The organism is Micromonospora sp. NPDC002575 (assembly GCF_042889525.1).
Taxonomy (GTDB): Bacteria; Actinomycetota; Actinomycetes; order Mycobacteriales; family Micromonosporaceae; genus Micromonospora; species Micromonospora carbonacea.
Genome location: NZ_JBIARA010000003.1, coordinates 131,033 through 156,701 on the forward strand (window position 1 = coordinate 131,033; position 25,669 = coordinate 156,701).

The window sequence follows — 25,669 nt, forward strand, 5'->3', positions numbered from 1 at the left end:
GGCGCGGGCGGGGAACCAGGGGGAGGGCCGTCGCCCGGTGCCCGCAGGGCGGCGTGCCGACCGGCAACCACGGGATGCTTGCCGACCGGCGTGTCGACCGGCAGGCAAGGGGGCGCCGACCAGTGACGCGGAATGCGGGATACGACGGCGACGCGGATGCGACCGCTCGCGGTGGACCGGCGACGCGCGGCGGCGAATCCGCCGTCGGTGCCCCTCGCGCCGGTGCTGCTACCTAGCTCCGCGGACCATTGTCATCAGCGCACCTGGATGCGTCAACCTGCGCGGGTCCTCGCGCACGCCACCCGCCATCCGATCGCGGTCCCCATGCGGGCCCGGGACAGCCGAAAGCCCCCGGCCCCGCGTGGGGGACCGGGGGCTCCCGGGACGGTCAGCTCAGCCCGCCTGCTCCGCGAGCTGGAGGAACTGCCGCTTGGACGCGAGCGCCTGCTCGGCCTCCTTGATCCGCCGGTTGTCCCCGGCGGCCTGGGCCCGGGCCAGCCGCTCCTCGGCCTCGGCCACCTGCGCGCGCATCTGGGCCAGCAGCGGGTTGTCCTCCTTGGTGGTCCGGCGCCACGCCGAGTCCATCACCTCGCGGACCTTGTCGTCGACGACCCGCAGCCGCCGCTCCAGCCCGGCGGCGGCCTCCCGCGGCACCCGGCCGGCCTCGTGCCACTGCGCCTGGATCTCGCGCAGCTTGGCCTGGGCGCCCTTCGGGTCGGCGTCGACGTCGAGCGCCTCCGCCTCGGCGAGCAGCGCCTGCTTGCGCTCCAGGTTGGCCCGCTGCTCGTTGTCCCGCGCCGAGAACACCTCGCTGCGCCGGGTGAAGAACGCGTCCTGGGCCGCCCGGAACCGCTCCCAGAGCTTCTGCTCGGCCTCCTTGGCGGCGCGCGGGGCGGCCTTCCACTGGGTCATCAGGTCCTTGAGCTGGTTGGCGGTGGCCGCCCAGTCGGTGGAGTCCCGCAGCTTCTCCGCCTCGGCGACCAGGTCCTCCTTGACCTGCTGCGCCTGCTTGCGCTGCGAGTCCAGGGAGGCGAAGTGCGCGCCCCGGCGACGGGTGAAGCCGTCCCGGGCGGCGGCGAACCGCTTCCACAGCTCACCGTCGGCCTTCTTGTCGACGCCCCGGATGGTCTTCCACTCGTCGAGGATCTCCTTGAGCCGGTCCCCGGCGGTCTTCCAGCCGGTCGACTCGGCAGCCAGCTTCTCGGCCTCCTCCACGAGGGCGGTCTTGCGCGCCAGGGCCTCGCCCCGGGCGGCCTCCCGCGCGGCGCGCGCCTCGCCCGCCTTCTCCTCGGCGACCGTGGCGAGCTTGTCCAGCCGCGCCGTCAGGGCGTCGATGTCGCCGACGACGTGCGCCTCGGCCAGGGAGGCGCGGATCCGGCGGATCGTGGTCAACGAGTGTCCGGCGTCCGCCGCGCCCGAGTTGAGCCGTGCCTCGGTCAGGTCCACCTCGGTGACCAGATCCGCGAAGCGGCGGGCGAAGTGGGCCAGTCCCTCCTCCGGAGCGCCCGCCTGCCAGGATCCGACCACCCGCTCGCCCTCGGCGGTCTTGACGTACACGGTGCCGTCCGCGTCCACCCGTCCGAAGGCCGTCCAGTCGCTCATGTGCCCATCCTCGTTCTCCCGGCGTCGACGGGCCAGGGCCCGCGAGCGCCGCCACGGCGCAGCAAAGTTACTCCCGGCATTGTCACAGGTCCGCCCCCGTCCGCGTCGAGCGCCTGTCGTCGACCGTGACCATACGGTGTCCTAGCCCCCCGACGACCGGATCGGCGCGGGGACGCACCGGCGGGTCCCGCTACGGTGAACGGGTGCCTCTGGTCGCCGCCGCCGTCTGCCCCCACCCGCCCCTGATCGTGCCCGAGCTGGCCGGCGCCGCCGCGGCTGAGCTGGACGAACTCCGCCGCGCCGCCGACGCCGCCGTGGCCCGGCTGCTCGGCCGCGCCCCCGACGGCCTGGTGCTGGTGGGCACGGGGCCGGCGACCGGTTGGATCGTGCCGCCGGCCGTCGGCTCCTTCCGCCCCTGGGGAGCGGACCTGTCCGTCCCGCTTTCGGCCGGGCCGGACGACGACAGCCCGCTGCCGCCGCACGCCGCACCGGCGGCCGGCGACGCCCCGGCGGTGGCGGGGGCGTCCGCGCTGCCGCTGAGCCTTGCCGTGGGCGCGTGGCTGCTCGCCCGGCACCGGGTCGGGGTGCCGGTCGCCGCCGCCCAGGTGGACGCCGGGGCGACCCCCGCCGAGCTGGCCGCGCTGGCCGGGCAGGTGCACCAGCACCGCCCCCGGGTGGCGCTGCTGGTGCTCGGGGACGGCTCGGCGTGCCACGGCACGAAGGCCCCCGGCTACGCCGACCCGCTCGCGGAAGCGTACGACGACGGGGTTGCCCGGGCCCTGGCCGACGCGGACGCCGAGGCGCTGCTCGGCCTCGACCCAGCGCTGTCGGCGCGGCTGAAGGTCGCCGGGCGCGCGCCCTGGCAGGTGCTGGCCGGCGCGGCCCGGGCGGCGGGCGGCGACTGGCGCGGCGACCTGACCTACCACGACGCGCCCTACGGCGTCGCCTACTTCGTGGCCACCTGGGAGCCGGCGTGACCGCGACCGGGCGCCCCACCTTCGGCGACGGGCCCGCCGGGCGCGGCGCCGTCGTCGCCGTCGTCGGGCCGACCGCCGCCGGGAAGTCGGCGCTGAGCATCGCCCTCGCCCACGCCCTCGGCGGCGAGGTGGTCAACGCCGACTCGATGCAGCTCTACCGGGGCATGGACATCGGCACGGCGAAGCTCACCCCCGCCGAGCGGGACGGGGTCCCGCACCACCTGCTCGACATCTGGCCGGTGACCGAGCCGGCCAGCGTCGCGGAATACCAGCGGCTGGCCCGCGCGGCGGTCGACGGCATCCTGGCCCGGGGCCGGGTGCCGCTGCTGGTCGGCGGCTCCGGGCTGTACGTGCGGGCGGTGCTGGAGCGGTTCGAGTTCCCCGGCACCGATCCGGACCTGCGCGCCCGGCTGGAGGCGGAACTGGCGGCCGGCGGCCCCGCCCCCCTGCACGCCCGCCTGCGCGCGGCGGACCCGGCGGCGGCCGAGGGCATCCTGCCCGGCAACGGCCGGCGGATCGTCCGGGCCCTGGAGGTCATCGAGCTGACCGGTGCCCCGTTCACGGCGGCGCTGCCCGAGCCCACCCCGTACTACCCGTCGGTGCAGCTCGGCGTCGACCTGGACACCGCGGCGCTGGACGAGCGGATCGCGCTGCGGGTGGACCGCATGTGGGCCGACGGCCTGGTCGACGAGGTCCGGGGCCTGCTCGACCAGGGCCTGCCCGAGGGCCGCACCGCCAGCCGGGCGCTCGGCTATCAGCAGGTGCTGCGCCTCCTCGCCGGCGAGCTGACCGAGGCCGAGGCGCACGACGAGACGATCCGGGCCACCCGGCGGTTCGTCCGTCGGCAGCGCTCCTGGTTCCGCCGCGACCCGCGGATCCACTGGCTAAACTCCGCCGGCCCGGGGCTGGTCGAGGCGGCCCTGAGTCTCGTCCGCGCGGCTGCGCGATGATGGGGGCGTGGAGTTCACCAAGGGACACGGCACCGGCAACGACTTCGTCATCCTCCCCGACCCGGACGGCGCGCTCGACCTGACCCCGGGCCTGGTCGCCGCGCTGTGCGACCGGCGGCGGGGCCTCGGCGCGGACGGCGTCCTGCGGGTGGTGCGGGCCGCCAAGCACCCCGAGGGCGCGGGACGGGCCGGCGAGGCCGAGTGGTTCATGGACTACTGGAACGCCGACGGCTCGTTCGCCGAGATGTGCGGCAACGGCGCGCGGGTCTTCGTCCGCTACCTGCTGGCGCAGGGGCTGGCCGCGCCGGTCGACGGCACCCTGCCGGTGGTCACCCGCGCCGGCCTGGTGCGGGCCCGCGTCGAGGGCGACGACGTCGCCGTGGAGATGCGCCGACCCCGGCTGTACGACACGTCGACCGCCGCCCTGGGCGGGCTGACCCTCACCGGCACCGCCGTGGACGTCGGCAACCCGCACCTGGTCTGCGCCCTGCCGGCCGGGCTGGAGCTGGGCGCGCTCGACCTCACCCGGGCCCCCGCCTTCGACCCGGCGATCTTCCCGGCCGGGGTGAACGTCGAGTTCACCGTCCCCGGCGAACCGGTCGACGGCACCGACGGCCACGTGCTGATGCGGGTCCACGAGCGGGGCTCCGCCGAGACGCTGTCCTGTGGCACGGGCGCGTGCGCGGTCGCCGCGGTCGCCTTGCGCGACGCCGGCCGGGACACCGGCACGGTGACGGTCGACGTCCCCGGCGGTCGCCTGACGGTCACGGTGACCGACGACTCCTGCTGGCTGTCGGGCCCGGCCCTCCTGATCGCCACCGGCACACTGAACCCCACAACCCTCCGAACCTGACCCCCCCGCCCTCCCGCCCCCCGGCGGCTCAAGCCGGTGATCAAGAGGAAAACGTCAGAGTCGATCTCGACGGTGACACAAACCTCTTGATCACCGAAGCGAACCCGGGGGACCCGGGGGACCCGGGGGCCGGGTGGGGCCGGGCGGGGGCGGGGGCCGGGGCGGTGGGGTGGGGTGGGGTGGGGGGTCAGGGGGTGGCGCTGGCGGTGGCGGCGATCTCCGGGAGGTCCGCCGGGCCCGGGTCGGCGGCCGGCGGGGGAGTCTCGGAAGCGGGGGTCTGCGCGGCGGCGCGCACGGCCGCCGCGACCGCCGGGGCCACCCGGGCGTCGAAGACGCTGGGCACGATCACCGTCGGGTTGATCTTGTCCTCGCCGACGACGTCCGCGATGGCCCGGGCCGCCGCGATCGCCATCTCCTCGGTGAACTCCTCGGCGTGCGCGTCGAGCATCCCCCGGAACACGCCGGGGAAGGCGAGCACGTTGTTGATCTGGTTGGGCTGGTCGGAGCGGCCCGTGGCGACCACGGCGGCGTGCTTGCGCGCCTCCCGGGGGTCGACCTCCGGGTCCGGGTTGGCCAGCGCGAAGACGATCGCGTCCTTGGCCATGGTGGCGATGTCGTCGCCGGTGAGCAGGTTGGGCGCGCTCACCCCGATGAACACGTCCGCGCCGCGCACCGCCCCGGCCAGGTCGCCGGAGTAGTCCTCCCTGTTGGTGTTGTCGGCCAGCCACTGCCAGGCCGGGTTGAGCCCGGTCAGCCCGCGGTGCAGGGCGCCCTGCCGGTCGTACGCGATGATGTCGCCCACGCCCTGGCGCAGCAGCAGCTTCATGATCGCGGTGCCGGCCGCGCCCGCGCCGGAGACGACCACCCGCACGTCCGCGAGCCGCTTGCCCACGACGCGCAGGGCATTGGTCAGCGCGGCCAGCACGCAGATCGCGGTGCCGTGCTGGTCGTCGTGGAACACCGGGATGTCCAGCGCGTCGCGCAGCCGGGCCTCGATCTCGAAGCAGCGCGGCGCGGCGATGTCCTCCAGGTTGATCCCGCCGTACGCGGGCGCGATCGCCTTGACGATCGCCACGATCTCGTCGGTGTCCTGGGTGTCGAGCACCACCGGCCAGGCGTCCACCCCGCCGAACCGCTTGAACAGCGCCGCCTTGCCCTCCATCACCGGCAGCGACGCCGCCGGCCCGAGGTTGCCCAGGCCGAGCACGGCCGAGCCGTCGCTGACCACCGCGACCGTGTTGCGCTTGATGGTCAGCCGGCGGGCGTCGGCCGGGTTCTCCGCGATCGCCATGCAGACCCGGGCCACCCCCGGCGTGTACGCCCGGGACAGCTCGTCGCGGTTGCGCAGCGCGACCTTGGAGCTCACCTCGATCTTGCCGCCGAGGTGCAGCAGGAACGTCCGGTCGGACACCTTGCGCACGTCCACCCCGTCCAGGGCGGTGAGCGCGTCGACGACCTGGTCGGCGTGGCCGGCGTCGGCGGTGTCGCAGGTCAGGTCGACCAGCACGTGGGTCGGGTCGGAGTCGACCACGTCCAGCGCGGTGACGATCGCCCCGGCCTCGCCGACGGAGGTGGTCAGCCGGCCGATCGAGGAGGCGTCCGCCGGCACGGAGATCCGGATCGTGATCGAGAATCCCGCGCTCGGAAGTCGGGTGATGGCCACAGGATTCCCTCCGTCAACGCTGATCGGGGTCGGTCGTACCTCGCCCGCATTTCTACTCGCCCGCCCGGATCGGGGAGCACTCACCCCCACGTTCGGTGGTCCACGCGACGGGCATATAGCGGGTGCGTCCGGCGTTGACACGTGTCAGGATTGGTCGTACGCGACAGAATCCGTCGCTATGGCACATAACGGACAGGAGGCGCGGTTTGCGCGACCAGGAGACCTACGTACCCTTCACGGACGACGAGCTCGAGGCGACCACCGGGGAGTTCGAGCTGTCGGAGCGGCAGGCGCTGCGGCGGGTCCCTGGCCTCTCCACCGAGCTCACCGACATCACCGAGGTCGAATACCGCCAGCTCCGGCTGGAGCGGGTCGTGCTCGTCGGGGTCTGGACCGAGGGCACGCAGACCGACGCCGAGAACTCCCTCACCGAGCTGGCGCAGCTCGCCGAGACGGCCGGCTCGCAGGTCCTCGAAGGGCTGATCCAGCGCCGCAGCCGCCCCGACCCCGCCACCTACATCGGCCGGGGCAAGGTCGACGACCTCGGCGCGGTGGTGCTCGCCAGCGGCGCCGACACGGTGATCTGCGACGGCGAGCTGTCCCCGTCCCAGCTGCGCAACCTGGAGCAGCGCACCAAGGTCAAGGTGGTCGACCGCACCGCCCTGATCCTCGACATCTTCGCCCAGCACGCCAAGAGCAAGGAGGGCCGGGCGCAGGTCGAGCTGGCCCAGCTCGAATACCTGCTGCCCCGGCTGCGCGGCTGGGGCGAGACGCTGTCCCGGCAGACCGGCGGCTCCGGCCGCGGCGGCGGCGCGGGCGGCGGCGTCGGCGTCCGCGGCCCCGGTGAGACCAAGCTGGAGACCGACCGGCGGCGCATCCGGCACCGCATCTCCCGGCTGCGCCGCGAGATCAAGGCCATGCGGACGGTACGCCAGACCAAGCGCGCCCGCCGCTCCCGCAACGCGGTGCCCGCCGTGGCCATCGCCGGCTACACCAACGCCGGCAAGTCCAGCCTGCTCAACCGGCTGACCGGCGCCGGCGTGCTGGTGGAGAACGCCCTGTTCGCCACCCTGGACCCGACCACCCGCAAGGCGACCGCCCCCGACGGGCGGATCTACACCCTGTCCGACACCGTCGGCTTCGTCCGGCACCTGCCGCACCAGATCGTCGAGGCGTTCCGCTCGACGCTGGAGGAGGTCGCCGAGGCCGACCTGGTGGTGCACGTCGTCGACGGCACCCACCCGGACCCGGAGGAGCAGGTCCGGGCGGTCCGCGAGGTGCTCGCCGAGGTCGGCGCGGACCGGCTGCCCGAGCTGCTGGTGGTCAACAAGACCGACGCGGCCGACGAGGAGACCCTGCTGCGGCTCAAGCGGCTCTGGCCCGACGCCGTGTTCGCCTCGGCCCGCTCCGGGCGGGGGATCGACGAGGTGCGGGCCGCCATCGAGGCGCGGCTGCCCAGCCCCGCCGTGGAGGTCCGGGCCGTGCTGCCGTACGACCGGGGGGCCCTGGTCGCCCGGGTGCACCGGCAGGGCGAGGTGCTCAGCTCCGCCCACCTGCCCGAGGGCACGATGCTGCACGTGCGGGTCAGCGAGGCGCTCGCCGCCGAGCTGGCGCCGTTCGCCGCCGACGAGGGGCGGGTCGCCGCTGCCGCCCGGTGAACCCGGCCCGGCCCCGGCAACGTACGCGACAGCGAGGGGCACGCCGAACGGCCCGAGACGGGCGGTCCGGCGTGCCCCTCGCGTTTACACGGGCATGCGACACTGACCCCATGCGCCGCGCTGTTTCGTCGGTCACGGTTGCCCTCGGCCTGCTCGGGGCGACCGTGGCGCTCACCGGAGTCGCCCTGGCCGCGCCCGCCCCCGGGGCCGCCGCCCCCGGGCCGACCCCCGGCAAGAAGCGCTGCGCCGTCACCGACGAGCGCCTACGCGAGCTCTCCGGCCTGGTGGCGACCAGGAGCGGCTACGTCGTGATCAACGACGGCACCACCATCGAGGCCCGCAAGCGCGTGTTCTTCCTCGACACCAGGTGCCAGGTGGTGAAGGAGGTCCGCTACTCCGGCAACGGCCCGCTCGACACGGAGGACCTAACGCTCTCGCCGGACGGCGAGAAGCTCTGGATCGGCGACATCGGCGACAACATCACCAGCACCCAGCGACGGGAGCGGGTCGCGGTGTGGAGCATGCCGGCCGACGGGTCCGCCCGGCCGGTGCTGCACCGGCTGTCGTACCCCGAGAAGAAGCCGCACGACGCCGAGGCGCTGCTGATCACCGACGACGGCAAGCCGTTGATCATCACGAAGGTGGCCAGCGGCAAGGCCGAGATCTTCGCCCCGGAGGGCGAGCTCAACAGCGGCGACACCGACCCCGTGCCGATGACCAGGGTCGGCGAGGTCTCCCTGCCGAAGACGAACACCCCGAACGTGCTCAACACCATCGGCCGGGTCGCCATCACCGGCGCGGCCCGCTCGCCCGACGGCAAGAAGGTGGTCCTGCGGACGTACGCGGACGCCTTCGAGTACGACGTCTCCGGCGGCGACATCGTCGGCGCGCTCACCGGCGGCAAGCCCCGCGTGACCCCGCTGACGGACCCGTTCGGCGAGGCGATCTCCTACACCCCCGACGGCAAGTCGTTCGTCACCGTCTCCGACGGCGGCGAGCTGGGCGAGGACGAGGCCATCGAGATCCTCGCCTACACCCCCGCCACCACCGGCGTCGAGGCGCTGACCGGCGGCGACGCCGGCCCGCCGAAGCCGGCGGCGGAGAAGTCCTGGGTGGAGGGGCTGAGCCTCGACGAGATCACCTACCTCATCGCGGCCGTCGGCGTGATCGGCGCGCTGATGGTCGGCGCGGGCATCTTCGGCATCCTCCGGGCCCGGCGGCGTCCCGCGCCGCCCGACGAGCCCGCCGCCGACGCCGACCTGCCGGAGCGCGACGCGTTCCCGCTCAACGCCGGCCCGGGCGGGCCCGCCCGGGGACGGCCGGCCGAGGGGCCGCCGCAGGGCGGTGGCCGGGGCCGAGGCGGAGTCTACGGCGCAGTGCCGGCCGGTGGTGGCGGCTACGGCGCGGCCCCCGCCCCCGCCGGCCCGCGCCCACCCTCCGGCGGCGCGCGCCCACCCTCCGGCGGCGTCTACGGCGGCGCGGCCCGCCCGGCGGGGGCTGCCCGCCCACCGGGCAGCGGCGTGTACGGGGCAGGCGGGGGGCGGCCGTCCGGCGGCGGCTACGGCGGCGCGCAGCCCGGGGGCGTTCCGCCCGGCGCGGGCGGCGGAGCGGCCCAGCCGCCGGGACGGGCGGGTCAGCCGGGCCGCGGCGGGGTCTACGGCGGACGGGCCGAGCCGCCCCGGCGGGGGCGGGACCCCCGGGACCCGCGTGGAGGCCGACACGGCGACGGTGGGCCCGGCGACGAGCGCGGCGGCTACGGCCAGCCGCCCGGCGGAGGCCGCGAGTACCGGGGCGACCGGTACTGACCGTCGTCGCGCCACGGCGCGGCGGACGCCGTGCCTGACCTCCGGCCCGGGCGCGCCGGCACCCGGGCCGTCGGCCCTCCGGAGACCCGTCAGATGCGGCGCAGGACCGCGACGACCCGGCCCATGATGGTGGCGTCGTCGCCCGGGATCGGGTCGAAGGCCGGGTTCTGCGGCATCAGCCACACGTGGCCGTCGCGGCGGCGGTAGGTCTTCACGGTCGCCTCGCCGTCGAGCATCGCGGCGACGATGTCGCCCGCCTCGGCGGTCGGCTGCTGCCGCACCACCACCCAGTCGCCGTCGCAGATCGCCGCGTCGAGCATCGAGTCGCCCTTGACCTGGAGCATGAAGACCTCGCCCTCGCCCACCAGCTCGCGGGGGAGGGGGAAGACGTCCTCCACCGCCTGCTCGGCGAGGATGGGGCCACCGGCGGCGATCCGGCCGAGCATCGGCACGTACGCCGGAGCGGGGCGCTGCGAGCGGCTCGCCTCGTCGTCGAGGGTGTCGCCGGGAGCCCGGACGTCCACCGCGCGCGGGCGGTTCGGGTCGCGCCGCAGGAAGCCCTTCTTCTCCAGCTCCTTGAGCTGGTAGGCGACGCTGGACGGGGAGACCAGGCCGACGGCCTCGCCGATCTCCCGCACGCTCGGCGGGTAGCCGTGCCGCTCGACCCAGTTGCGGATGAACTCCAGGATGCGGCGCTGCCGGGCGGTCAGGTCGACCGTGGCCGGGTCGGGAAAGCTGCTGACCACCGGGGTGACGGGACGCACGCCCGGCTGAGCGGCCCGGCTGCGCGCGGCGCGGGGGCGTCGGGTGGCCGGCGGACCCGCCTCGGTGCTCTGCTGCGGGTTCTTCGGCCGGCTGGCCCGGTCCTCGGTCACGTCCGTCCTCCCTGGTCGGCGCTGGTTGCCCGGCGGCTCGGGGGGCTGTGGGGTGGAGCCGCGCGGGTTGCCTCGGCCGGTCCGCGTGCTCGCCGGCCCGGTTGTTCTTGACCGTATAGGTGGGATCGGTCATTTTCAAACATCTGTACGACCTTCGTCGGCGTGTCGGACTCGAAAAGCGGGAAATCCGAACGCCTGTTCTGATAAATGGTACGCGCGCTCGAACGTCAGTTCGACGTCCGCCCGTCCGGCCCCTGTTGCCGGGGGTGGGTCGGCCGCAGGGCGTGACCGGGGGGACGCGTGCCGCGTTGGGCTTTCGGCGGCCCCGCGGAGGGGGATCGCCGACGTGATTCTGGTGACGCGCCGGATGCGCCGGCGAACTTGACCACGGTGCGCCGGGCGCATACGGTCAACCCCTAGATGTAGTAGTCACACGGGCGTAAGTCGCCTACAGGTTGGGTTCGACTACCGACCGCACTTCCCGCTACCGCACCCGGTGGCGGCCCCCGGGCGGGGTCGGCGCCGCGGTTTCGCGTGCCCGGGGAGCGGGTTGTCGGCCCGCCGTCGACGAAGGAGGTCAGGCGATGCGGTGTCCGTACTGCCGGCACGCCGACTCCCGGGTCGTCGACTCGCGGGAGGCCGACGACGGCCAGCTGATCCGCCGGCGGCGGTCCTGCCCCGAGTGCGGCAAGCGGTTCACCACGCACGAGGAGGCGGTGCTCGCGGTGGTCAAGCGCAGCGGGGTGACCGAGCCGTTCAGCCGGATCAAGATCATCGGCGGGGTGCGCAAGGCGTGCCAGGGACGACCGGTCGACGAGGACTCGATCGCCCTGCTCGCCCAGAAGGTCGAGGAGACCATCCGGGCCAAGGGGGCCGCCGAGATCCCCAGCCACGACGTGGGCCTGGCGATCCTGGGCCCACTGCGGGACCTGGACGAGGTCGCCTACCTGCGCTTCGCCAGCGTCTACCGCTCGTTCGACTCCCTCGCGGACTTCGAGCGCGAGATCGAGACCCTGCGGGCCGCCGCCCGCGCGCGGGAGGGCGCCGGGGTCGGCGACGGTACGGCCGCGGCGGGGGCCGCCGGCCGTACCAATTGATTCTTTCTGGTTTCTGACAGTTTGGACGCGCGGCGGGTGACCGCGCAGACGAGGGGGCGGATGAGATGGCGGGGGACGGCGTGACAGCCAGCCGGACGCGGACGAAGGCCAGCACCGGCCTGAAGGTCGAGCGGGTGTGGACCACCGAGGGGGTCCACCCCTACGACGAGGTGGCGTGGGAGCGCCGCGACGTCGTGATGACGAACTGGCGGGACGGCTCGATCAACTTCGAGCAGCGCGGGGTCGAGTTCCCCGAGTCCTGGAGCGTCAACGCGGCCAACATCGTCACCACCAAATACTTCCGGGGCGCCGTCGGCACCCCGGAGCGGGAGTGGTCGCTGCGGCAGCTCATCGACCGGGTGGTCAGCACCTACCGCGCCGCCGGCGAGGAGCACGGCTACTTCGCGACCCCGGCCGACGCCGAGGTGTTCGCCCACGAGCTGACCTGGATGCTGCTGCACCAGGTGTTCAGCTTCAACTCGCCGGTCTGGTTCAACGTCGGCACGCCCTCACCGCAGCAGGTCAGCGCGTGCCTGCCCTACGACTCGCTGGTCAGCACCCCCGGCGGCCTGGTGCCGATCGGCAAGCTGGTCGAGGAGCAGGCCGTCGGGGCCAAGGTGTACGACGGCAGCGGCCTGACCAGGATCGTCGCCGTCAAGGCCAACGGGGTGCGCGAGGTCATCCGGCTGCACACCAAGGCGGGTTACCAACTTGACGTCACGCCGGACCACGTGGTGTGGAAGAGCACGGGCGACGGCACGGGCCGGTGGGTCGAGGCCGGCACGCTCGCGCCCGGCGACAAGCTGGAGTGGCACCGCACCTACGCCTACGGCGAGAGCGAGATCGACCTGCGGGAGATCCGCGAGGCCGCGCTCGCCGGCTGGTTGCAGTCCGACGGTTTCGTGGGGCAGTACGACGAGGGCACGAACCGGTCGTTGACGATCGAGGCGATGACCGTCAACGACGACGAGCTGGACTGGGTCACCGGCACCCTCGACGAGGTCTTCGGCGGCGCGCACCGGCACGAGCGCACGGTGACGACGCAGAGCGACGAGCTGGACTGCCGGCGCACCCGTCTCTACGGCGAGCACCTGCGCCCGTTCGTGCAGAAGTGGGACCTGCTCACCCGCGGCGTCGACATGGAGGTGCCGCAGCAGCTCTTCACCGCGCCGCTGCCGGTCGTCGCGGCGTACCTGCGCAGCATCTTCCAGGCCGAGGGCTACGTCTCCGCGCGCGAGCACTCGACGCTCGTCGCGGTGGACATGATCTCGGAGAAGCTGATCCGGGGCGTGCAGAGCCTGCTGCTGCGCTTCGGGATCTTCTCCCGCGTCGCGCACAAGCCCGACCCGCGGCCGAACCGCAAGGGCTGCTGGTCGGTCCGGATCCAGAACGACGGCGACCGAGACCTCTTCGCCACCCACATCGGGTTCGTCGGCGCGGAGAAGACGGCCAAGCTCGAGCAGAGTTTCGCCAAGGCGGGCCGGTCGGCCGGCGGCATCAAGCGGCTGGAGATCGACCGTATCGAGCCGCTCGGCGCGATGGAGGTCTACGACATCCAGACGGAGAGCGGCGAGTTCCTCGCCGGCAACCTCCGGGTGCACAACTGCTTCATCCTCTCCGTCGACGACTCGATGGATTCGATCCTCGACTGGTACAAGGAGGAGGGGCTGATCTTCAAGGGCGGCTCCGGCTCCGGGGTCAACCTCTCCCGGATCCGCTCCTCCCGGGAGCTGCTCTCCTCCGGCGGCACCGCCTCCGGCCCGGTCAGCTTCATGCGCGGCGCGGACGCCTCCGCCGGCACGATCAAGTCCGGCGGCGCGACCCGGCGCGCGGCGAAGATGGTCATCCTCGACGTCGACCACCCGGACATCGAGGAGTTCGTGATCACCAAGGCGCGCGAGGAGGACAAGATCCGCGCGCTGCGGGACGCCGGCTTCGACATGGACCTCGGCGGCAACGACATCGTCAGCGTGCAGTACCAGAACGCCAACAACTCGGTGCGCGTCTCCGACGAGTTCATGTCGGCCGTGGAGAACAGCGGCGGCTTCGACCTGCGTGGCCGGCTCGACGGGCAGACCATCGAGACCATCGACGCCAAGAAGCTGTTCCGCACCATCGCCCAGGCCGCCTGGGAGTGCGCCGACCCCGGCCTCCAGTACGACGACACGATCAACGACTGGCACACCTGCCCGGAGACCGGGCGAATCACCGCATCTAACCCATGTAGCGAATACCTTCATTTGGACAACTCGTCCTGCAACCTGGCCTCGCTGAACCTGATGAAGTTCCTGCGGGCCGACGGCGGGTTCGAGGTGGAGAAGTTCGTCCGGTCGGTCGAGTTCGTCATCACCGCGATGGACATCTCGATCTGCTTCGCCGACTTCCCGACCGAGCGGATCGGCGAGACCACCCGCGCCTACCGGCAGCTCGGCATCGGGTACGCCAACCTCGGCGCGCTGCTGATGGCCTCGGGCCTGCCGTACGACTCGGAGCAGGGCCGCTCCGTCGCCGCCGCCATCACCTCGCTGATGACCGGCACGGCGTACCGCCGCTCGGCCGAGCTGGCCGGCATCGTCGGCGCGTACGACGGCTATGCCCGCAACGCCGAGCCGCACAAGCGGGTCATGCGCAAGCACGCCGCTGCCAACGACGAGATCAAGCCCACGGGCACGGTCGCCACCGCGATCGTCCGGGAGGCCACGAAGCAGTGGACCCAGGGCAACAAGATCGGCGACAAGCACGGCTGGCGCAACTCCCAGGCCGCGGTGCTCGCCCCGACCGGAACTATTGGCTTGATGATGGATTGCGACACTACGGGCGTTGAGCCCGATTTGGCGCTGGTCAAGTTCAAGAAGCTGGTCGGCGGCGGCTCCATGCAGATCGTCAACCAGACCGTCCCGCGCGCCCTGCGCAGCCTCGGCTACCCCGAGGAGCAGGTCGAGGCGATCGTCGAGCACATCGCCGACCACGGTCACGTGGTGGACGCCCCCGGCCTCAAGCCGGAGCACTACCCGGTCTTCGACTGCGCCATGGGCGAGCGGTCCATCGCGCCGATGGGGCACGTGCGGATGATGGCGGCCGTCCAGCCGTTCATCTCGGGCGCCATCTCCAAGACGGTCAACATGCCGGAGCAGGCGACCGTCGAGGACGTCGAGAAGATCTACTTCGAGGGCTGGAAGCTCGGCCTGAAGGCGCTGGCGATCTACCGGGACAACTGCAAGGTCGGCCAGCCGCTGTCGGTGGCCAAGCCCAACAAGGCGACCACGCCGGCCGAGGCCCCGGCCGAGGCGGAGAAGGCCGTCGAGAAGGTGGTCGAGAAGGTCGTCGAGTACCGCCCGGTGCGCAAGCGGCTGCCGAAGAAGCGCCCGTCGGAGACGGTCAGCTTCTCCGTCGGCGGCGCGGAGGGCTACCTCACCGCCTCGTCGTACCCCGACGACGGCCTCGGCGAGGTCTTCCTGAAGATGTCGAAGCAGGGCTCGACCCTGGCCGGCGTGATGGACGCCTTCTCGGTGGCCATCTCCATCGGCCTGCAGTACGGCGTCCCGCTGGAGACGTACGTCAGCAAGTTCACCAACATGCGCTTCGAGCCGGCGGGCATGACCGACGACCCGGACGTGCGGATGGCCGCCTCGGTGATGGACTACATCTTCCGTCGCCTGGCCCTGGACTTCCTGCCGTACGAGCGCCGCGCCGAGCTGGGCATCTTCACCGCCAAGGAGCGGGCCGCGCAGCTGCGGGCCGAGGCGGAGGCGGAGAGCGCCACGGTCAGCGGCGCGGACCTCACCGCGATGGCGGCCTCCGCGCCGGTCGAGTCGCCGGAGACGAAGGCCGCGCCGGGCCAGCAGGCCACGGCCGGCGCGGTCGCCCAGCCGGCGCAGGAGCTGGCCGACGTCGCCGCCGCGAAGCCGGCCCCGTCGGTGGGCTCCAGCACGGAGCTGCTGGAAGCCGTGATCGGCAAGGCCGCCGACGCGCCGCTCTGCTTCACCTGCGGCACGAAGATGCGGCCGGCGGGCAGCTGCTACGTCTGCGAGGGCTGCGGGTCGACCAGCGGCTGTAGCTGAGTGCGGCAGCGGTCGGGCCCCGGGCGCGCCAGCGCCCGGGGCCCGACCTGTTGGTAAGGAAGGGCCCCTTGTTAACGCCTACGGTAGAGAGGGGCGCCCCTCTCACACCCCGCAGAGCGGTTAGCCTTCGGCGATGACGACGGGTGTGGATGCGGCGGTCGCCGCCAGTTACGTCGAGTTCGCCGACCGCCAGGCGCGTGGGGTGTCGCCCGCGTACGAGCGGCTGGCCCACGCCGTCGCCCGCGACGGTCGCCTGCTCGCGCTGCTCGGCACGGTCCCGGCCGCCAAGCGGCAGCCCAACCTGCTGTTCGCCGTCGTCCGGCTGCTCGGCGGGCCGGTCGAGGACCCGGCCGCGTTCGCCGAGTTCACGGCGGCCCACTGGCCGGCGGTCGCGGCGCAGCTGCGTACCCGCGCGACCCAGACCAACGAGGCCGGCCGGTGCGCGGCGCTCCTGCCGGTGCTGGCCGCGCTGCCGCAGCCCCTCGCGCTGCTGGAGGTCGGCGCGTCGGCGGGGCTGTGCCTCTATCCCGACCGGTACGCCTACCGCTACGGCGACCACCGGATCGGCGTCGGGGAGCCGGTTCTCGACTGCGCGCTCACCGGTGCCGCGCCGCCGGCCCGCCGGCCCGAGGTGGCGTGGCGGGCCGGGCTGGACCTGAACCCCCTCGACGTGGCCGATCCCGCCGACGCCGCCTGGCTCGACGCCCTCGTCTGGCCCGAGCACGCCCACCGCCGCGCCCGGCTGCGGGCCGCGTCGGCCGTCGCGGCGGCCGACCCGCCGCTGCTCGTCCGCGGTGATCTGGTCGACGACCTGCCGGAGCTGGCGGCGCGGGCGCCCGCCGGCGCGACCCTGGTGGTGTTCCACACCAGCGTGCTCTACCAGGTGCCAGGCCCGCGCCGGGCGGCCTTCGCCGATCTGGTACGCACACTGCCCGGCCACTGGCTCGCGAACGAGACCCCGGACGTGCTGAGGCACGAGGCGCTGCCGGAGCCACCGGACGGGACACTGCACAACGTGCTCGCGCTGGACGGCTCGCCGCTGGCCTGGACGAGGCCGCACGGTCAGGCGGTCACCTGGTTCGCGTGACGCCCCGCGCGGGGTCACGCCGAGCAGTGTCGCCCACTACGCTGGGTCCTCCGGGCGTACCTGACGGGGGAGGTCGTCGTGACGAGGCCTGCCGTTCGTGTGCTCCTCGCGGTGCCGCTTCCCGTGCTCTGGGGGCTGGTCGCGGGGTGGTGGACCCCGCGCGGCCCCGGATCCGCCGGCCCGGCGCTGGCCTCGATCGGCGTCAGCCTCGCCGTCGGGCTGGCCGCCGGCTGGCTGGGCCGGTCCCGGTGGGCGATGGTCGCCGCCCCCGTGGCGTACGCGGTGGCGGTCGAGCTGGTCCGGATCCGGCTGCGCGGGCCGAGCGTCGACCGGCCGCACCTGAGCGGCTTCGGCGTCGTCGTGCTCGTCGCCGGGCGCGGGGTGCACGGCACGCTCTCCCTGCTGCCGCTGCTCGTCGGCGCCGCGTACGGTGCCGGGATCGCCCGCCGGGCGGTCGGTGGGGACGGCCGCGGGCCGGCGCTGCGCTGGGCCGGTCGCGGCGCGGTGGGGGTGCTTGCCGCGGTGCTCGCGCTGGTGGCGGTCGGCGTTTCGGTGCCGGCGCGCACCGACCGGATCCCCGGCGGGATCGCCGAGCTGACCACCGTGACCGCCGCCGGCCGCGACCTCGGCCTGCTGATCCGGGGCGTGGAGCCGGCCGCGCCGGTGCTGCTCGTGGTGCCCGGCCCGCCCGGCGGGTCGGAGATCGGCTCGGTGCGCCGCCACCTGGCCGACCTGGAGCGGCACTTCGTGGTCGCCACCTGGGACCGGGCCGGCGCGCCGAAGTCCTGGTCTGCCTTCCCGCCCGCGCCGACCCTCGACGGCGAGGTGGCCGATCTCGTCGCCGTCACCGAACACCTGCGGCGGCGCTTCGGCCGCGACCGGGTGCACCTGCTCGCCCACTCGGGCGGCACCGTACCGGGGCTGCTCGCCGTGCAGCGTCGCCCGGAGCTGTTCGCCTCCTACGTCGGCGTCGGCCAGGTGGTCAGCCTGCGCGAGGCCGACACGAGCCAGCACGCCGACACCGTGGCCTGGGCCCGGCGCACCGGCCGGGCCGACCTCGCCGACCGGATGGCCGCGCAGGGCCCGCCGCCCTACGGGGACATCTGGGCGTACGAGCCGCTGCTGACCAACGAGCCGGCGGCCTTCGACTTCGACCGCTCGGGCAACAGCGAGGGGGCTGCCGGGGTGGCGGAGAACCTCGGCGTGCCGGAATACACGCTGCTGGAGAAGGCGCACCTGCTCCCCGGCTTCATCGACGGTTGGGACACGCTCTACCCGCGCCTACAGGGCCTGGACTTCCGTGCGGACGTCCGGCGGCTCGACGTCCCGACGTACCTCGTGGACGGTGAGCACGAGGTGCCGGGGCGGCTGCGCCTGCTCGACCAGTGGTACGCCCAGCTCCAGGCCCCCCGCAAGGAGCACGTCGTCATTCCCGGCGCCGGGCACCGGTCGCTGTTCCAGCGGCCCGGGCCGTTCGTCGAGCTGATGACCCGGGTACGCGCGGAGACGGAGGGCGTTGCCCGCTGAGGCGCCGGCCGTCGACGCCCGCCTCCTGACCCGGCCCGCCTCGGCGGGCCGCATTCGGGCGGCGCGTCGTGTCCGGCGGCGGCTAGGGTCGCCGGTCATGGGGGAACCGAACTGGCTGCGGGAGACCCGCGCCGCGTACGACACGGTGGCCGTCGACTACGCCCGGCTGATCCACGGCGAGTTGGACGGCAAGCCGCTGGAGCGGGCCCTGCTGGCGGCCTTCGCCGAGCTGGTCGGCGGCGGGGCCACCCCGTCGGCCGCGTGCGGCGCGGGTCCGGCCGTGGGGCCCGGCTGCGCTGCGGGCCCGGTGGTGGAGGTCGGTCGCGCTGCCGGGCCGGTCGTGGAGGTCGGCTGCGGCACCGGCCGGATCACCGCGCATCTGCGCGGCCTCGGGCTGGACGTCGCCGGGCTCGACTTGTCCCCGGGGATGGTCGCCGTGGCCCGCGAGTCCTGGCCGGGGGTACGCTTCGCCGTCGCCTCGATGACCGACCTGCCGCTGCCCGACGCCGGCCTCGCCGGCCTCGTCGCCTGGTATTCGATCATCCACCTGCCGCCGGAGGCGCTGCCGGCCGTCTTCGCGGAGTTCCACCGGGTGCTCGCCCCGGGCGGCGAGCTGCTGCTCGCGTTCAAGGCCGGCGACCAGCGGATCCGCCTGGAGCAGGCGTACGGCCACACGGTCTCCTACGACGTGCACTGGCTGCCGCCGGAGCGGATCGCCGCGCAGCTCGCCGCCGCCGGGTTCGCCGTCCACGCCCGGCTGGTGCGGGAGCCGGAGGGCTACGAGCGCGGCCCCCAGGCGTACCTGCTGGCCCGCCGGCCGCACCACGCTGCCCCGGCGTAGGGGCCGCAGGAAGCGCGGCGCGGGGGCGGGCGCGCGCGGGCGGTGGGTGGTTAGGAGGGGGCCCTTCCTATACAGAAAGCGTTAACAAGGTGCCCTTCCTTACACTGCGGCGGTGAGTGGAGAGCGGGTGCCGTTGGCGGCCCGGCCGTTGACCGAGCCGCACCCGTCGCGGCTGCCGCCGGAGCATCCGCACCGGGAGCGGATCCTCGCCGCGCACGCCGCTGCCCTCGCGGCGGGGCAGGCCGGCTATCCCGATCCGGAGACCGGCCTGTTCGTGCTCACCGCCGGCTTCCTGGCCCGCCGGGGCACCTGCTGCGGGCGGGGCTGCCGGCACTGCCCGTACGTGGCCGACTGAGCCCGCCGGCCCGGTGCGGCCCACCGCCGTCGACGGGCTCTCGCCCGCGCGGGTCACCGCCGACCGTGGGCTTTCGCCCGAGGCGGACAACCCGTACGGTGTCGGGCGGACATCGGCGGGAACCGCCGGGAGGCGCGGAGGTTGGCGTGCGCGGTTGGATCTGCCTGGCGGGCGTGTCGGTGCTGCTGGTGGCGGGGTGCGGGGCGGAGGCGGCGGAGCCGGTGGCGGTGCCCCGGGGCGCGCCGGTCGCGGTCGACGTCCCGGCGGCGTCCTCCGGCGGCGCCTGCCGGCTGCTCGACTTCGCCGTGGTCGAGGAGCACACCGGGGAGCGGTTCGACGTGGCGGCGGCCAGCGCGCGCGACGACACCCGCACCTGCGTGCTGCGCGCGAAGCGGGCGCTGCTGCCGGAGCTGGCCCTCACCGTCACCGACACGTCGATCGACGCGGCCGACTTCACGGCCGACGTGCAGCCCGCCGGGGCCCGGAAGGTCAGCCGGCTGGGTCAGGTCGCCTACCGGCGGACCGGGGCGGCGACGAAGGGGCAGGGCCCGATCGCGGAGGTGGGCTGGCTGGCCGCCGAGGATCGGCTGGCCGTGCTGCGCTGGACGCTGCCGAAGGGCGCCGAGCGCGCCGCCGCCGAAGAGGTGGCCGGGAAGCTGGTCGCGCTGGCGGGAACGGTCGACACCCGGGCCCTGTGAACCCGTCGCCGGGCCCGGGTGCGGGCGTCGGGTCAGTGTGCGGCGACGAAGACCCGGGAGGCGACCTCGCGGGGCAGCCGGACCCGGTCGCCGGAGCGGTCGATGGAGACGCCGTCGCGCTCCTGGGCCACGGTCACCGTCGCGCCCGGGTCGACCCCGGCGGCGTGCAACTGCCGCAGCACGTCGGCGTCGGTCTGGACGCTCTCGCAGATCCGCCGCACCACCACCGTGCCGGTGAGCCCCGGGAACGCCAGGTTGCGCTCGCCGTCGCTGCGGTCGGTCGGCTGTTCGGGGGTGCCCAGCTCCTCCAGGCCCGGGATCGGGTTGCCGTACGGGGAGCGGGTGGGGCGGTTGAGCAGGTCGTACACCCGCTTCTCCACCGCGTCGCTCATCACGTGCTCCCACCGGCAGGCCTCCTCGTGGGCCTCCTCGTAGGGCATCCCGATGACGTTGACCAGCAGCAGCTCGGCGAGCCGGTGCTTGCGCATCACGGACACGGCGGAGGTGCGGCCCAGCGGGGTCAGCGCGAGGTGCCGATCGCCCTCGACGGTGAGCAGCCCGTCGCGTTCCATCCGGGCGACGGTCTGGCTGACGGTGGGGCCGCTCTGGCGCAGCCGCTCGGCGATCCGGGCGCGCAGCGGCGGGACGCCCTCCTCCTCGAGTTCGAGGATGGTGCGCAGGTACATCTCGGTCGTGTCCACTAGATCGTGGCGCATCGATTCCCCCTCTCGGCGGAGGCAGTTCCGCGCCCACTCGTGTCGACCAGGTGCTTCACGTCGGCGACCTCCCGGAGGTCGATGGTACCCCGGCCGCCGGACATCCCCCGGCGGCGAATCGCGAGGTGACCGCCCGGATGGTGTTGACTGGACGCCATGTCCGGTACCGAGGAGCTGCTGGTCGAGGCCGACCGGCTCGCGGCGGAGCTCGACTCCGCCGACCCGCCCACCCTGCTCGACGTCCGGTGGCGGCTCGCCGGCCCGCCCGGCCGGCTCGACCACGCCGCCGGCCACCTGCCCGGCGCGGTCTTCGTCGACCTGGACGCCGCGCTGTGCGGGCCGCCCGGCGCGGCCGGCCGGCATCCGCTGCCCGACCCCGCCGTCCTCCAGGCCGCGCTGCGGGCCGCCGGGGTCCGCGCCGGTCACCCCGTCGTCGCGTACGACGGCGGCGACGGCCTCGGCGCGGCGCGGGCCTGGTGGACGCTGCGCTGGGCCGGGCACCGGGCGGTCCGGGTGCTGCACGGCGGCTTCCCGGCCTGGGTGGCCGCCGGCCTGCCCGTGTCCACCGACGTGCCCGCCCCGGCCCCCGGGGACGTGACCGTCCGCCCGGGCGGGCTGCCGGTGCTCGACGCCGACTCGGCCGCCGCGCTCGCCGCCGCCGGCGACGGGACGCTGCTCGACGTGCGGGCCGCTGCCCGCTTCCGGGGCGAGCAGGAGCCGGTCGACCCGGTGGCCGGGCACGTGCCGGGCGCGGTGAACCTGCCCGCCGGGGAATACGTCGGCCCGGACGGCCGCTTCCCGTCCGGCGGGGCGCTGCGGGAGCGGTTCGCCGCCGCGGGGGTCGCCGACGCCGCGCCCGTGGGGGCGTACTGCGGGTCCGGGGTGACCGCCGCGCAGGCCGTGCTCGCCCTGCACCTGGCGGGCCGCCCGGACGCCGCCCTCTACGTCGGGTCCTGGAGCAACTGGGTGGCCGACCCGGCCCGCCCCGTCGCCACCGGCGGCTGAGCGCCGACCCCCGGCCACCAGGAGAGCCGGCCGCCGGGCGGGCCCGCCGACCAGGGAGACACCCGGCCGCCGGAGCAGCGCGTGCGGTGGGCGGCGTCGGTGGCCCGTGCGACGATGGCCCCATGTCCGAGGACACGGTGGTGGTGTGGGACGAGGCCCTGCTCGCCTACGACATGGGTGACCATCCGCTCGACCCGGTGCGCGTCGAGTTGACCGTCGCGCTCGCCGGGGAGCTGGGCGTCCTGGGCCGGCCCGGGGTGCGGCTGGTCCGGCCCGAGCCGGCCGACGACGCCCTGCTGACCCGGGTGCACGACCCGCGCTACCTCGACGCGGTCCGCGCCGCCCCCCGCGACCCGCTCTTCGCCGGGTTCGGGCTGGGCACGTCGGACAATCCGGTCTTCGACGGGATGCACGAGTCCAGCGCGCTGGTCGCCGGGGCGACCGTGGCCGCCGCCGAGGCGGTGTGGCGGGGCGAGGCCCGGCGGGCGGTCAACGTGGCCGGCGGGCTGCACCACGCCATGCCGGCCCGCGCCGCCGGGTTCTGCGTCTACAACGACCCGGCGGTGGCCATCGCCCGCCTGCTCGACCTCGGCGCGCAGCGGATCGCGTACGTCGACGTGGACGTGCACCACGGCGACGGCGTGCAGGCCGTCTTCTGGGACGACCCCTGGGTGCTCACCGTCAGCCTGCACGAGACCCCGCTCGCCCTGTTCCCCGGCACCGGGTTCCCCGACGAGACGGGCGGGCCGGGGGCGCAGGGCACCGCCGTGAACGTGCCGCTGCCGCCCGGGGTTGACGACGCCGGCTGGCTGCGCGCGTTCCACGCGGTCGTGCCGTCGGTGCTGCGGGCGTTCCGGCCGCAGCTTCTGGTCACCCAGTGCGGGGCGGACGGGCACCGACTCGACCCCCTCGCCGACCTGCACCTGAGCGTCGACGGGCAGCGCGCCACCTACCTGGCGCTGCGGGCGTTGGCCGACGAGCTGTGCGAGGGCCGCTGGGTGGCCACCGGCGGCGGCGGGTACGCCCTCGTCGAGGTGGTGCCCCGGGCCTGGACCCACCTGCTCGCGGTGGCGACCGGCGACCCGATCGACCCGGCGACGCTCACCCCGCCCGGCTGGCGCGCTCTCGCCGCCGCCCGCCGCCCCGGCCGGGAGGTGCCGCTGCGGATGACCGACGACGCCGACCCCGCGTTCGCGCCGTGGCAGCCGACCGGCGAGCCCAGCCCGGTGGACCGGGCCGTCGCGGCCACCCGCAAGGCGGTGTTTCCCCTGCTCGGCCTCGACCCGCACGACCCGCGGGACTGACCGGGGTGCGCCCGGGGAGGGGCCGGAACCGGTGACCACAGTCGACCAGCCGGTGGACGTGCTGCTGCGTGACGGCAGCACCGTCGGGCTGCGCCCGATCCGGCCGGACGACGCGCCGGGGATCGTGGCGATGCACGCCCGCTTCTCCGAGCGCACCCGCTACCTGCGCTACTTCTCGCCGTACCCGCGCATCCCGGAACGGGACCTGAACCGGTTCGTCCACGTCGACCACGTCGACCGGGAGGCGTTCGTGGTGCTCGCCGCCGGGCGGATCGTGGCGGTGGGCCGCTACGAGCGGCTCGGCCCGCAGGCCCCCGAGGCCGAGGTGGCGTTCGTGGTGGAGGACGCCCACCAGGGGCGGGGGATCGGCTCGGTGCTGCTGGAGCACCTGGCCGACGCGGCCCGCCGGGCCGGGATCGTGCGCTTCGTCGCCGAGGTGCTTCCGGCCAACGGGGCGATGCTGCGGGTCTTCGCCGACTTCGGCTACCAGGTCCAACGCCAGTACGCCGACGGCGTGGTGCACCTGAGCTTCCCGATCGCCCCCACCGAGGCGACGCTCGCCGTGCAGCGGGGCCGGGAGCACCGCACCGAGGCCCGTTCCATCGCCCGGCTGCTGGCCCCCCGGGGGGTGGCCGTCTACGGGGCGAGCGCCACCGGGCAGGGCGTCGGCGCGGCCCTGCTCGGGCACCTGCGCGACGGCGGTTACCGGGGGCCGGTCGTGCCGGTGCACCCGAGCGCGGCGACGGTGGCGGGGCTGCCCGCGTACCCGTCGGCGGTCGACGCCGGCCACCCGATCGACCTGGCGGTCGTCGCGGTGGCCCCGGAGGCGGTCGGCGCGGTGGTGGCCGACGCGGCGGCGGCGGGCGCGCACGGCCTGGTGGTGATCTCGGCCGGCTTCGCCGAGGCCGGCGCGGGCGGCGCGGCGGCCCAGCGGGCCCTGGTCCGCGCCGCGCACGCCGCCGGCATGCGGGTCGTCGGCCCGAACTGCCTGGGCGTGGCCAACACCGCCGACCAGGTACGCCTCAACGCGACCCTCGCCCCCGCGCTGCCGGCCCCCGGCCGGGTGGGCATCTTCAGCCAGTCCGGCGCGTTCGGGGTGGCGCTGCTGGCCGAGGCGGCCCGGCGGGGCCTCGGCCTGTCCAGCTTCGTCTCGGCCGGCAACCGGGCCGACGTCTCGGGCAACGACCTGCTGCAGTACTGGCAGGACGACCCCGGCACCGACGTGATCATGTTGTACCTGGAGACGTTCGGCAACCCGCGCAAGTTCGCCCGGCTGGCCCGGCGGATCGGCCGGGACAAGCCGGTGGTGGCGCTGGCGTCCCCCGCCCGCCCGCCCGGCCTGGGCGGCGACGCGCCCGGCCCCGACGCGGTCGCGGTCAGCGCCCTGTTCGCCCAGTCCGGGGTGATCCGGGTCGACACGGTCGCCGAGCTGCTCGACGTCGGCGTGCTGCTGGCCCACCAGCCCCGGCCCGCCGGGCGGCGGGTCGCCGTGGTCGGCAACTCCTCGGCGCTGACCGGGCTGGCCGCCACCGCCTGCGCCGCGCAGGGGCTGACCGTGGCGACCGGCTACCCGCGCGACGTGGGTCCCCAGGCCGGGGCGGCCGAGTTCGCCGCCGCGCTCGGCGCAGCCGCCGCCGACGAGCACGTGGACGCCCTCGTCGTGGTCTTCGCCCCACCGCTGCCCGGCCAGCTCGCCGACGCCGAGGCCGACTTCGCCGTCGCCCTGCCCGGCGTCCTCGACGCCGGCAAGCCGGCGGTGGCGACCTTCCTCGCCGGCCGCCCGCCGGCGGGGGTGCCGGCGTACCCGAGCGTGGAGGAGGCGGTGCGGGCCCTGGCCCGGGTCGCCGCGTACGCCGACTGGCTGCGCCGGCCGGCCGGCGCGCTGCCCGAGCTGCCCCGGATCGACCCCGCCGCCGCCTCCGCCGTGCTGCGCGCCGACGGGTCCGACCCGGCCGGGCTGCTGGGCGCGTACGGGATCGACGTGGTGCCGTCGGCGCCCGCCGGATCGGCCGACGAGGCGGTCGCCGCCGCCGGGGCGCTCGGCTGCCCGGTGGCGTTGAAGGCCGCCGCCCCCGGGCTGCGGCACCGCCTCGACCTCGGCGCGGTCCGGCTCGACCTGGCCGACGCGGCGGCGGTGCGCCGGGCGTACGCGGAGATGTCGGCGGTCTTCGGCGCGGACGTCCTGGTGCAGGCGATGGTCCCGCCCGGCGTGCCGTGCGTGGTGGAGCTGGTGGAGGACCCGGCGTTCGGGCCCGTGGTCGGCTTCGGCCTCGGCGGCGTCGCCACCGAGCTGCTCGGCGACCGGGCGTGGCGGGCGGTGCCGCTGACCGACGTCGACGCCGCCGAGCTGGTGGACGCGCCCCGGGCCGCGCCGCTGCTGCGTGGGCACCGGGGGGCCGCGCCGGTGGACCGGGCCGCCCTAACGGAGCTGTTGCTGCGGGTGGGGCGGCTCGCCGACGAGCAGCCCCGGCTGCGCTCGCTCACCCTCAACCCGGTGCTGGCCCGCCCGGACGGCATCTCGGTGCTGCACGCGACGGTGGGCGTCGGCGCGGCGGGCACCCGCCCCGACACCGGCCCCCGCCGCCTGTAAGGAAG

At 75.1% G+C, this 25,669-nt stretch carries 18 protein-coding genes and 3 pseudogenes; 17 read left to right on the forward strand and 4 right to left on the reverse strand.

Features of this window, described 5'->3' with window-relative positions; translation table 11 throughout:
- Nucleotides 1-393 precede the first annotated feature (393 nt).
- Nucleotides 394-1,602 carry a DUF349 domain-containing protein gene (locus ACFYWL_RS06185; RefSeq protein ID WP_386968076.1) on the reverse strand — a complete coding sequence of 403 codons (1,209 nt, stop codon included), beginning with the start codon at nt 1,600-1,602 and terminating at the stop codon, nt 394-396.
- Between the two features lie 203 nt (nt 1,603-1,805).
- On the opposite strand from ACFYWL_RS06185, the gene ACFYWL_RS06190 reads away from it, so the two are divergent.
- From ACFYWL_RS06190 to dapF, 3 genes are read left to right on the forward strand one after another with little or no spacing between them, the layout of a single operon-like run.
- A complete protein-coding gene (locus ACFYWL_RS06190; RefSeq protein WP_386968079.1) occupies nt 1,806-2,579 on the forward strand; it encodes a hypothetical protein in 774 nt (257 codons plus the stop codon).
- Nucleotides 2,576-3,529 carry a tRNA (adenosine(37)-N6)-dimethylallyltransferase MiaA gene (miaA, locus tag ACFYWL_RS06195; protein WP_386968082.1) on the forward strand — a complete coding sequence of 318 codons (954 nt, stop codon included), beginning with the start codon at nt 2,576-2,578 and terminating at the stop codon, nt 3,527-3,529. The genes ACFYWL_RS06190 and miaA overlap by 4 nt, the downstream gene beginning before the upstream one ends.
- A 7-nt stretch (nt 3,530-3,536) precedes the next feature.
- Nucleotides 3,537-4,382 carry a diaminopimelate epimerase gene (gene dapF / locus ACFYWL_RS06200; RefSeq protein WP_386968085.1) on the forward strand — a complete coding sequence of 282 codons (846 nt, stop codon included), beginning with the start codon at nt 3,537-3,539 and terminating at the stop codon, nt 4,380-4,382.
- Between the two features lie 187 nt (nt 4,383-4,569).
- On the opposite strand, the gene ACFYWL_RS06205 is transcribed toward dapF, so the two are convergent.
- The gene (locus ACFYWL_RS06205) at nt 4,570-6,045 is read right to left on the reverse strand and encodes an NAD-dependent malic enzyme (protein WP_386968088.1); all 1,476 of its coding nucleotides are present in this window, start codon (nt 6,043-6,045) and stop codon (nt 4,570-4,572) included.
- Nucleotides 6,046-6,251: 206 nt separating this feature from the next.
- Between ACFYWL_RS06205 and hflX the strand changes: the two genes are divergently transcribed.
- Both hflX and ACFYWL_RS06215 read left to right on the forward strand, forming a co-directional pair.
- Complete coding sequence (gene hflX, locus ACFYWL_RS06210) at nt 6,252-7,703, forward strand: GTPase HflX (protein ID WP_386968091.1); 1,452 nt, start codon at nt 6,252-6,254, stop codon at nt 7,701-7,703.
- A gap of 110 nt (nt 7,704-7,813) precedes the next feature.
- Nucleotides 7,814-9,508, forward strand: coding sequence for a hypothetical protein (locus ACFYWL_RS06215; protein ID WP_386968094.1), 1,695 nt, complete (start codon nt 7,814-7,816; stop codon nt 9,506-9,508).
- An 89-nt stretch (nt 9,509-9,597) separates the two neighbouring features.
- On the opposite strand, the gene lexA is transcribed toward ACFYWL_RS06215, so the two are convergent.
- Nucleotides 9,598-10,383, reverse strand: coding sequence for a transcriptional repressor LexA (lexA, locus tag ACFYWL_RS06220; RefSeq protein ID WP_386968097.1), 786 nt, complete (start codon nt 10,381-10,383; stop codon nt 9,598-9,600).
- A gap of 584 nt (nt 10,384-10,967) precedes the next feature.
- Here lexA and nrdR point away from each other — a divergent pair.
- From nrdR to ACFYWL_RS06265, 9 genes and pseudogenes are all read left to right on the forward strand, one after another.
- Nucleotides 10,968-11,480, forward strand: coding sequence for a transcriptional regulator NrdR (gene nrdR / locus ACFYWL_RS06225; protein WP_386968100.1), 513 nt, complete (start codon nt 10,968-10,970; stop codon nt 11,478-11,480).
- Between the two features lie 65 nt (nt 11,481-11,545).
- Nucleotides 11,546-12,016 (forward strand): annotated as a pseudogene (locus tag ACFYWL_RS06230) (vitamin B12-dependent ribonucleotide reductase); the annotation flags it as partial.
- A pseudogene (locus tag ACFYWL_RS06235) lies at nt 12,014-12,895 on the forward strand (LAGLIDADG family homing endonuclease); the annotation flags it as partial. The pseudogenes ACFYWL_RS06230 and ACFYWL_RS06235, both read left to right, overlap by 3 nt.
- Nucleotides 12,896-13,072: 177 nt before the next feature.
- A pseudogene (locus ACFYWL_RS06240) lies at nt 13,073-15,541 on the forward strand (vitamin B12-dependent ribonucleotide reductase); the annotation flags it as partial.
- A gap of 133 nt (nt 15,542-15,674) precedes the next feature.
- Complete coding sequence (locus ACFYWL_RS06245) at nt 15,675-16,628, forward strand: DUF2332 domain-containing protein (RefSeq protein ID WP_386968102.1); 954 nt, start codon at nt 15,675-15,677, stop codon at nt 16,626-16,628.
- Nucleotides 16,629-16,706: 78 nt separating this feature from the next.
- Complete coding sequence (locus ACFYWL_RS06250) at nt 16,707-18,155, forward strand: alpha/beta fold hydrolase (RefSeq protein WP_386968105.1); 1,449 nt, start codon at nt 16,707-16,709, stop codon at nt 18,153-18,155.
- 97 nt (nt 18,156-18,252) lie between these two features.
- Complete coding sequence (locus ACFYWL_RS06255; protein WP_386968108.1) at nt 18,253-18,996, forward strand: class I SAM-dependent DNA methyltransferase; 744 nt, start codon at nt 18,253-18,255, stop codon at nt 18,994-18,996.
- A 112-nt stretch (nt 18,997-19,108) separates the two neighbouring features.
- A complete protein-coding gene (locus ACFYWL_RS06260) occupies nt 19,109-19,351 on the forward strand; it encodes a DUF5522 domain-containing protein (protein ID WP_386968110.1) in 243 nt (80 codons plus the stop codon).
- A gap of 146 nt (nt 19,352-19,497) precedes the next feature.
- Nucleotides 19,498-20,049, forward strand: coding sequence for a hypothetical protein (locus ACFYWL_RS06265; protein WP_386968113.1), 552 nt, complete (start codon nt 19,498-19,500; stop codon nt 20,047-20,049).
- Nucleotides 20,050-20,081: 32 nt separating this feature from the next.
- On the opposite strand, the gene ACFYWL_RS06270 is transcribed toward ACFYWL_RS06265, so the two are convergent.
- A complete protein-coding gene (locus tag ACFYWL_RS06270) occupies nt 20,082-20,765 on the reverse strand; it encodes a metal-dependent transcriptional regulator (RefSeq protein ID WP_386968116.1) in 684 nt (227 codons plus the stop codon).
- A 156-nt stretch (nt 20,766-20,921) separates the two neighbouring features.
- Between ACFYWL_RS06270 and ACFYWL_RS06275 the strand changes: the two genes are divergently transcribed.
- From ACFYWL_RS06275 to ACFYWL_RS06285, 3 genes are all read left to right on the forward strand, one after another.
- On the forward strand, nt 20,922-21,770 hold the full coding sequence (locus ACFYWL_RS06275; RefSeq protein WP_386968118.1) for a sulfurtransferase: 849 nt from the start codon (nt 20,922-20,924) through the stop codon (nt 21,768-21,770).
- A gap of 122 nt (nt 21,771-21,892) precedes the next feature.
- Nucleotides 21,893-23,074: an acetoin utilization protein AcuC gene (locus ACFYWL_RS06280; protein ID WP_386968121.1), complete on the forward strand. Its 1,182-nt coding sequence runs from the start codon at nt 21,893-21,895 to the stop codon at nt 23,072-23,074.
- A gap of 31 nt (nt 23,075-23,105) precedes the next feature.
- Complete coding sequence (locus tag ACFYWL_RS06285; protein ID WP_386968124.1) at nt 23,106-25,664, forward strand: GNAT family N-acetyltransferase; 2,559 nt, start codon at nt 23,106-23,108, stop codon at nt 25,662-25,664.
- The last annotated feature ends 5 nt before the right edge of the window (nt 25,665-25,669 follow it).

What these genes read in the sequence shown, in the direction of transcription:
- ACFYWL_RS06270 (WP_386968116.1), bottom strand. Translation starts at nt 20,765, where the DNA reads ATGCGCCACGATCTAGTGGACACGACCGAGATGTACCTGCGCACCATC.
- ACFYWL_RS06185 (WP_386968076.1), bottom strand. Translation starts at nt 1,602, where the DNA reads ATGAGCGACTGGACGGCCTTCGGACGGGTGGACGCGGACGGCACCGTG.
- ACFYWL_RS06215 (WP_386968094.1), top strand. Translation starts at nt 7,814, where the DNA reads ATGCGCCGCGCTGTTTCGTCGGTCACGGTTGCCCTCGGCCTGCTCGGG.
- nrdR (WP_386968100.1), top strand. Translation starts at nt 10,968, where the DNA reads ATGCGGTGTCCGTACTGCCGGCACGCCGACTCCCGGGTCGTCGACTCG.
- ACFYWL_RS06255 (WP_386968108.1), top strand. Translation starts at nt 18,253, where the DNA reads ATGGGGGAACCGAACTGGCTGCGGGAGACCCGCGCCGCGTACGACACG.
- ACFYWL_RS06280 (WP_386968121.1), top strand. Translation starts at nt 21,893, where the DNA reads ATGTCCGAGGACACGGTGGTGGTGTGGGACGAGGCCCTGCTCGCCTAC.
- ACFYWL_RS06245 (WP_386968102.1), top strand. Translation starts at nt 15,675, where the DNA reads ATGACGACGGGTGTGGATGCGGCGGTCGCCGCCAGTTACGTCGAGTTC.
- ACFYWL_RS06275 (WP_386968118.1), top strand. Translation starts at nt 20,922, where the DNA reads ATGTCCGGTACCGAGGAGCTGCTGGTCGAGGCCGACCGGCTCGCGGCG.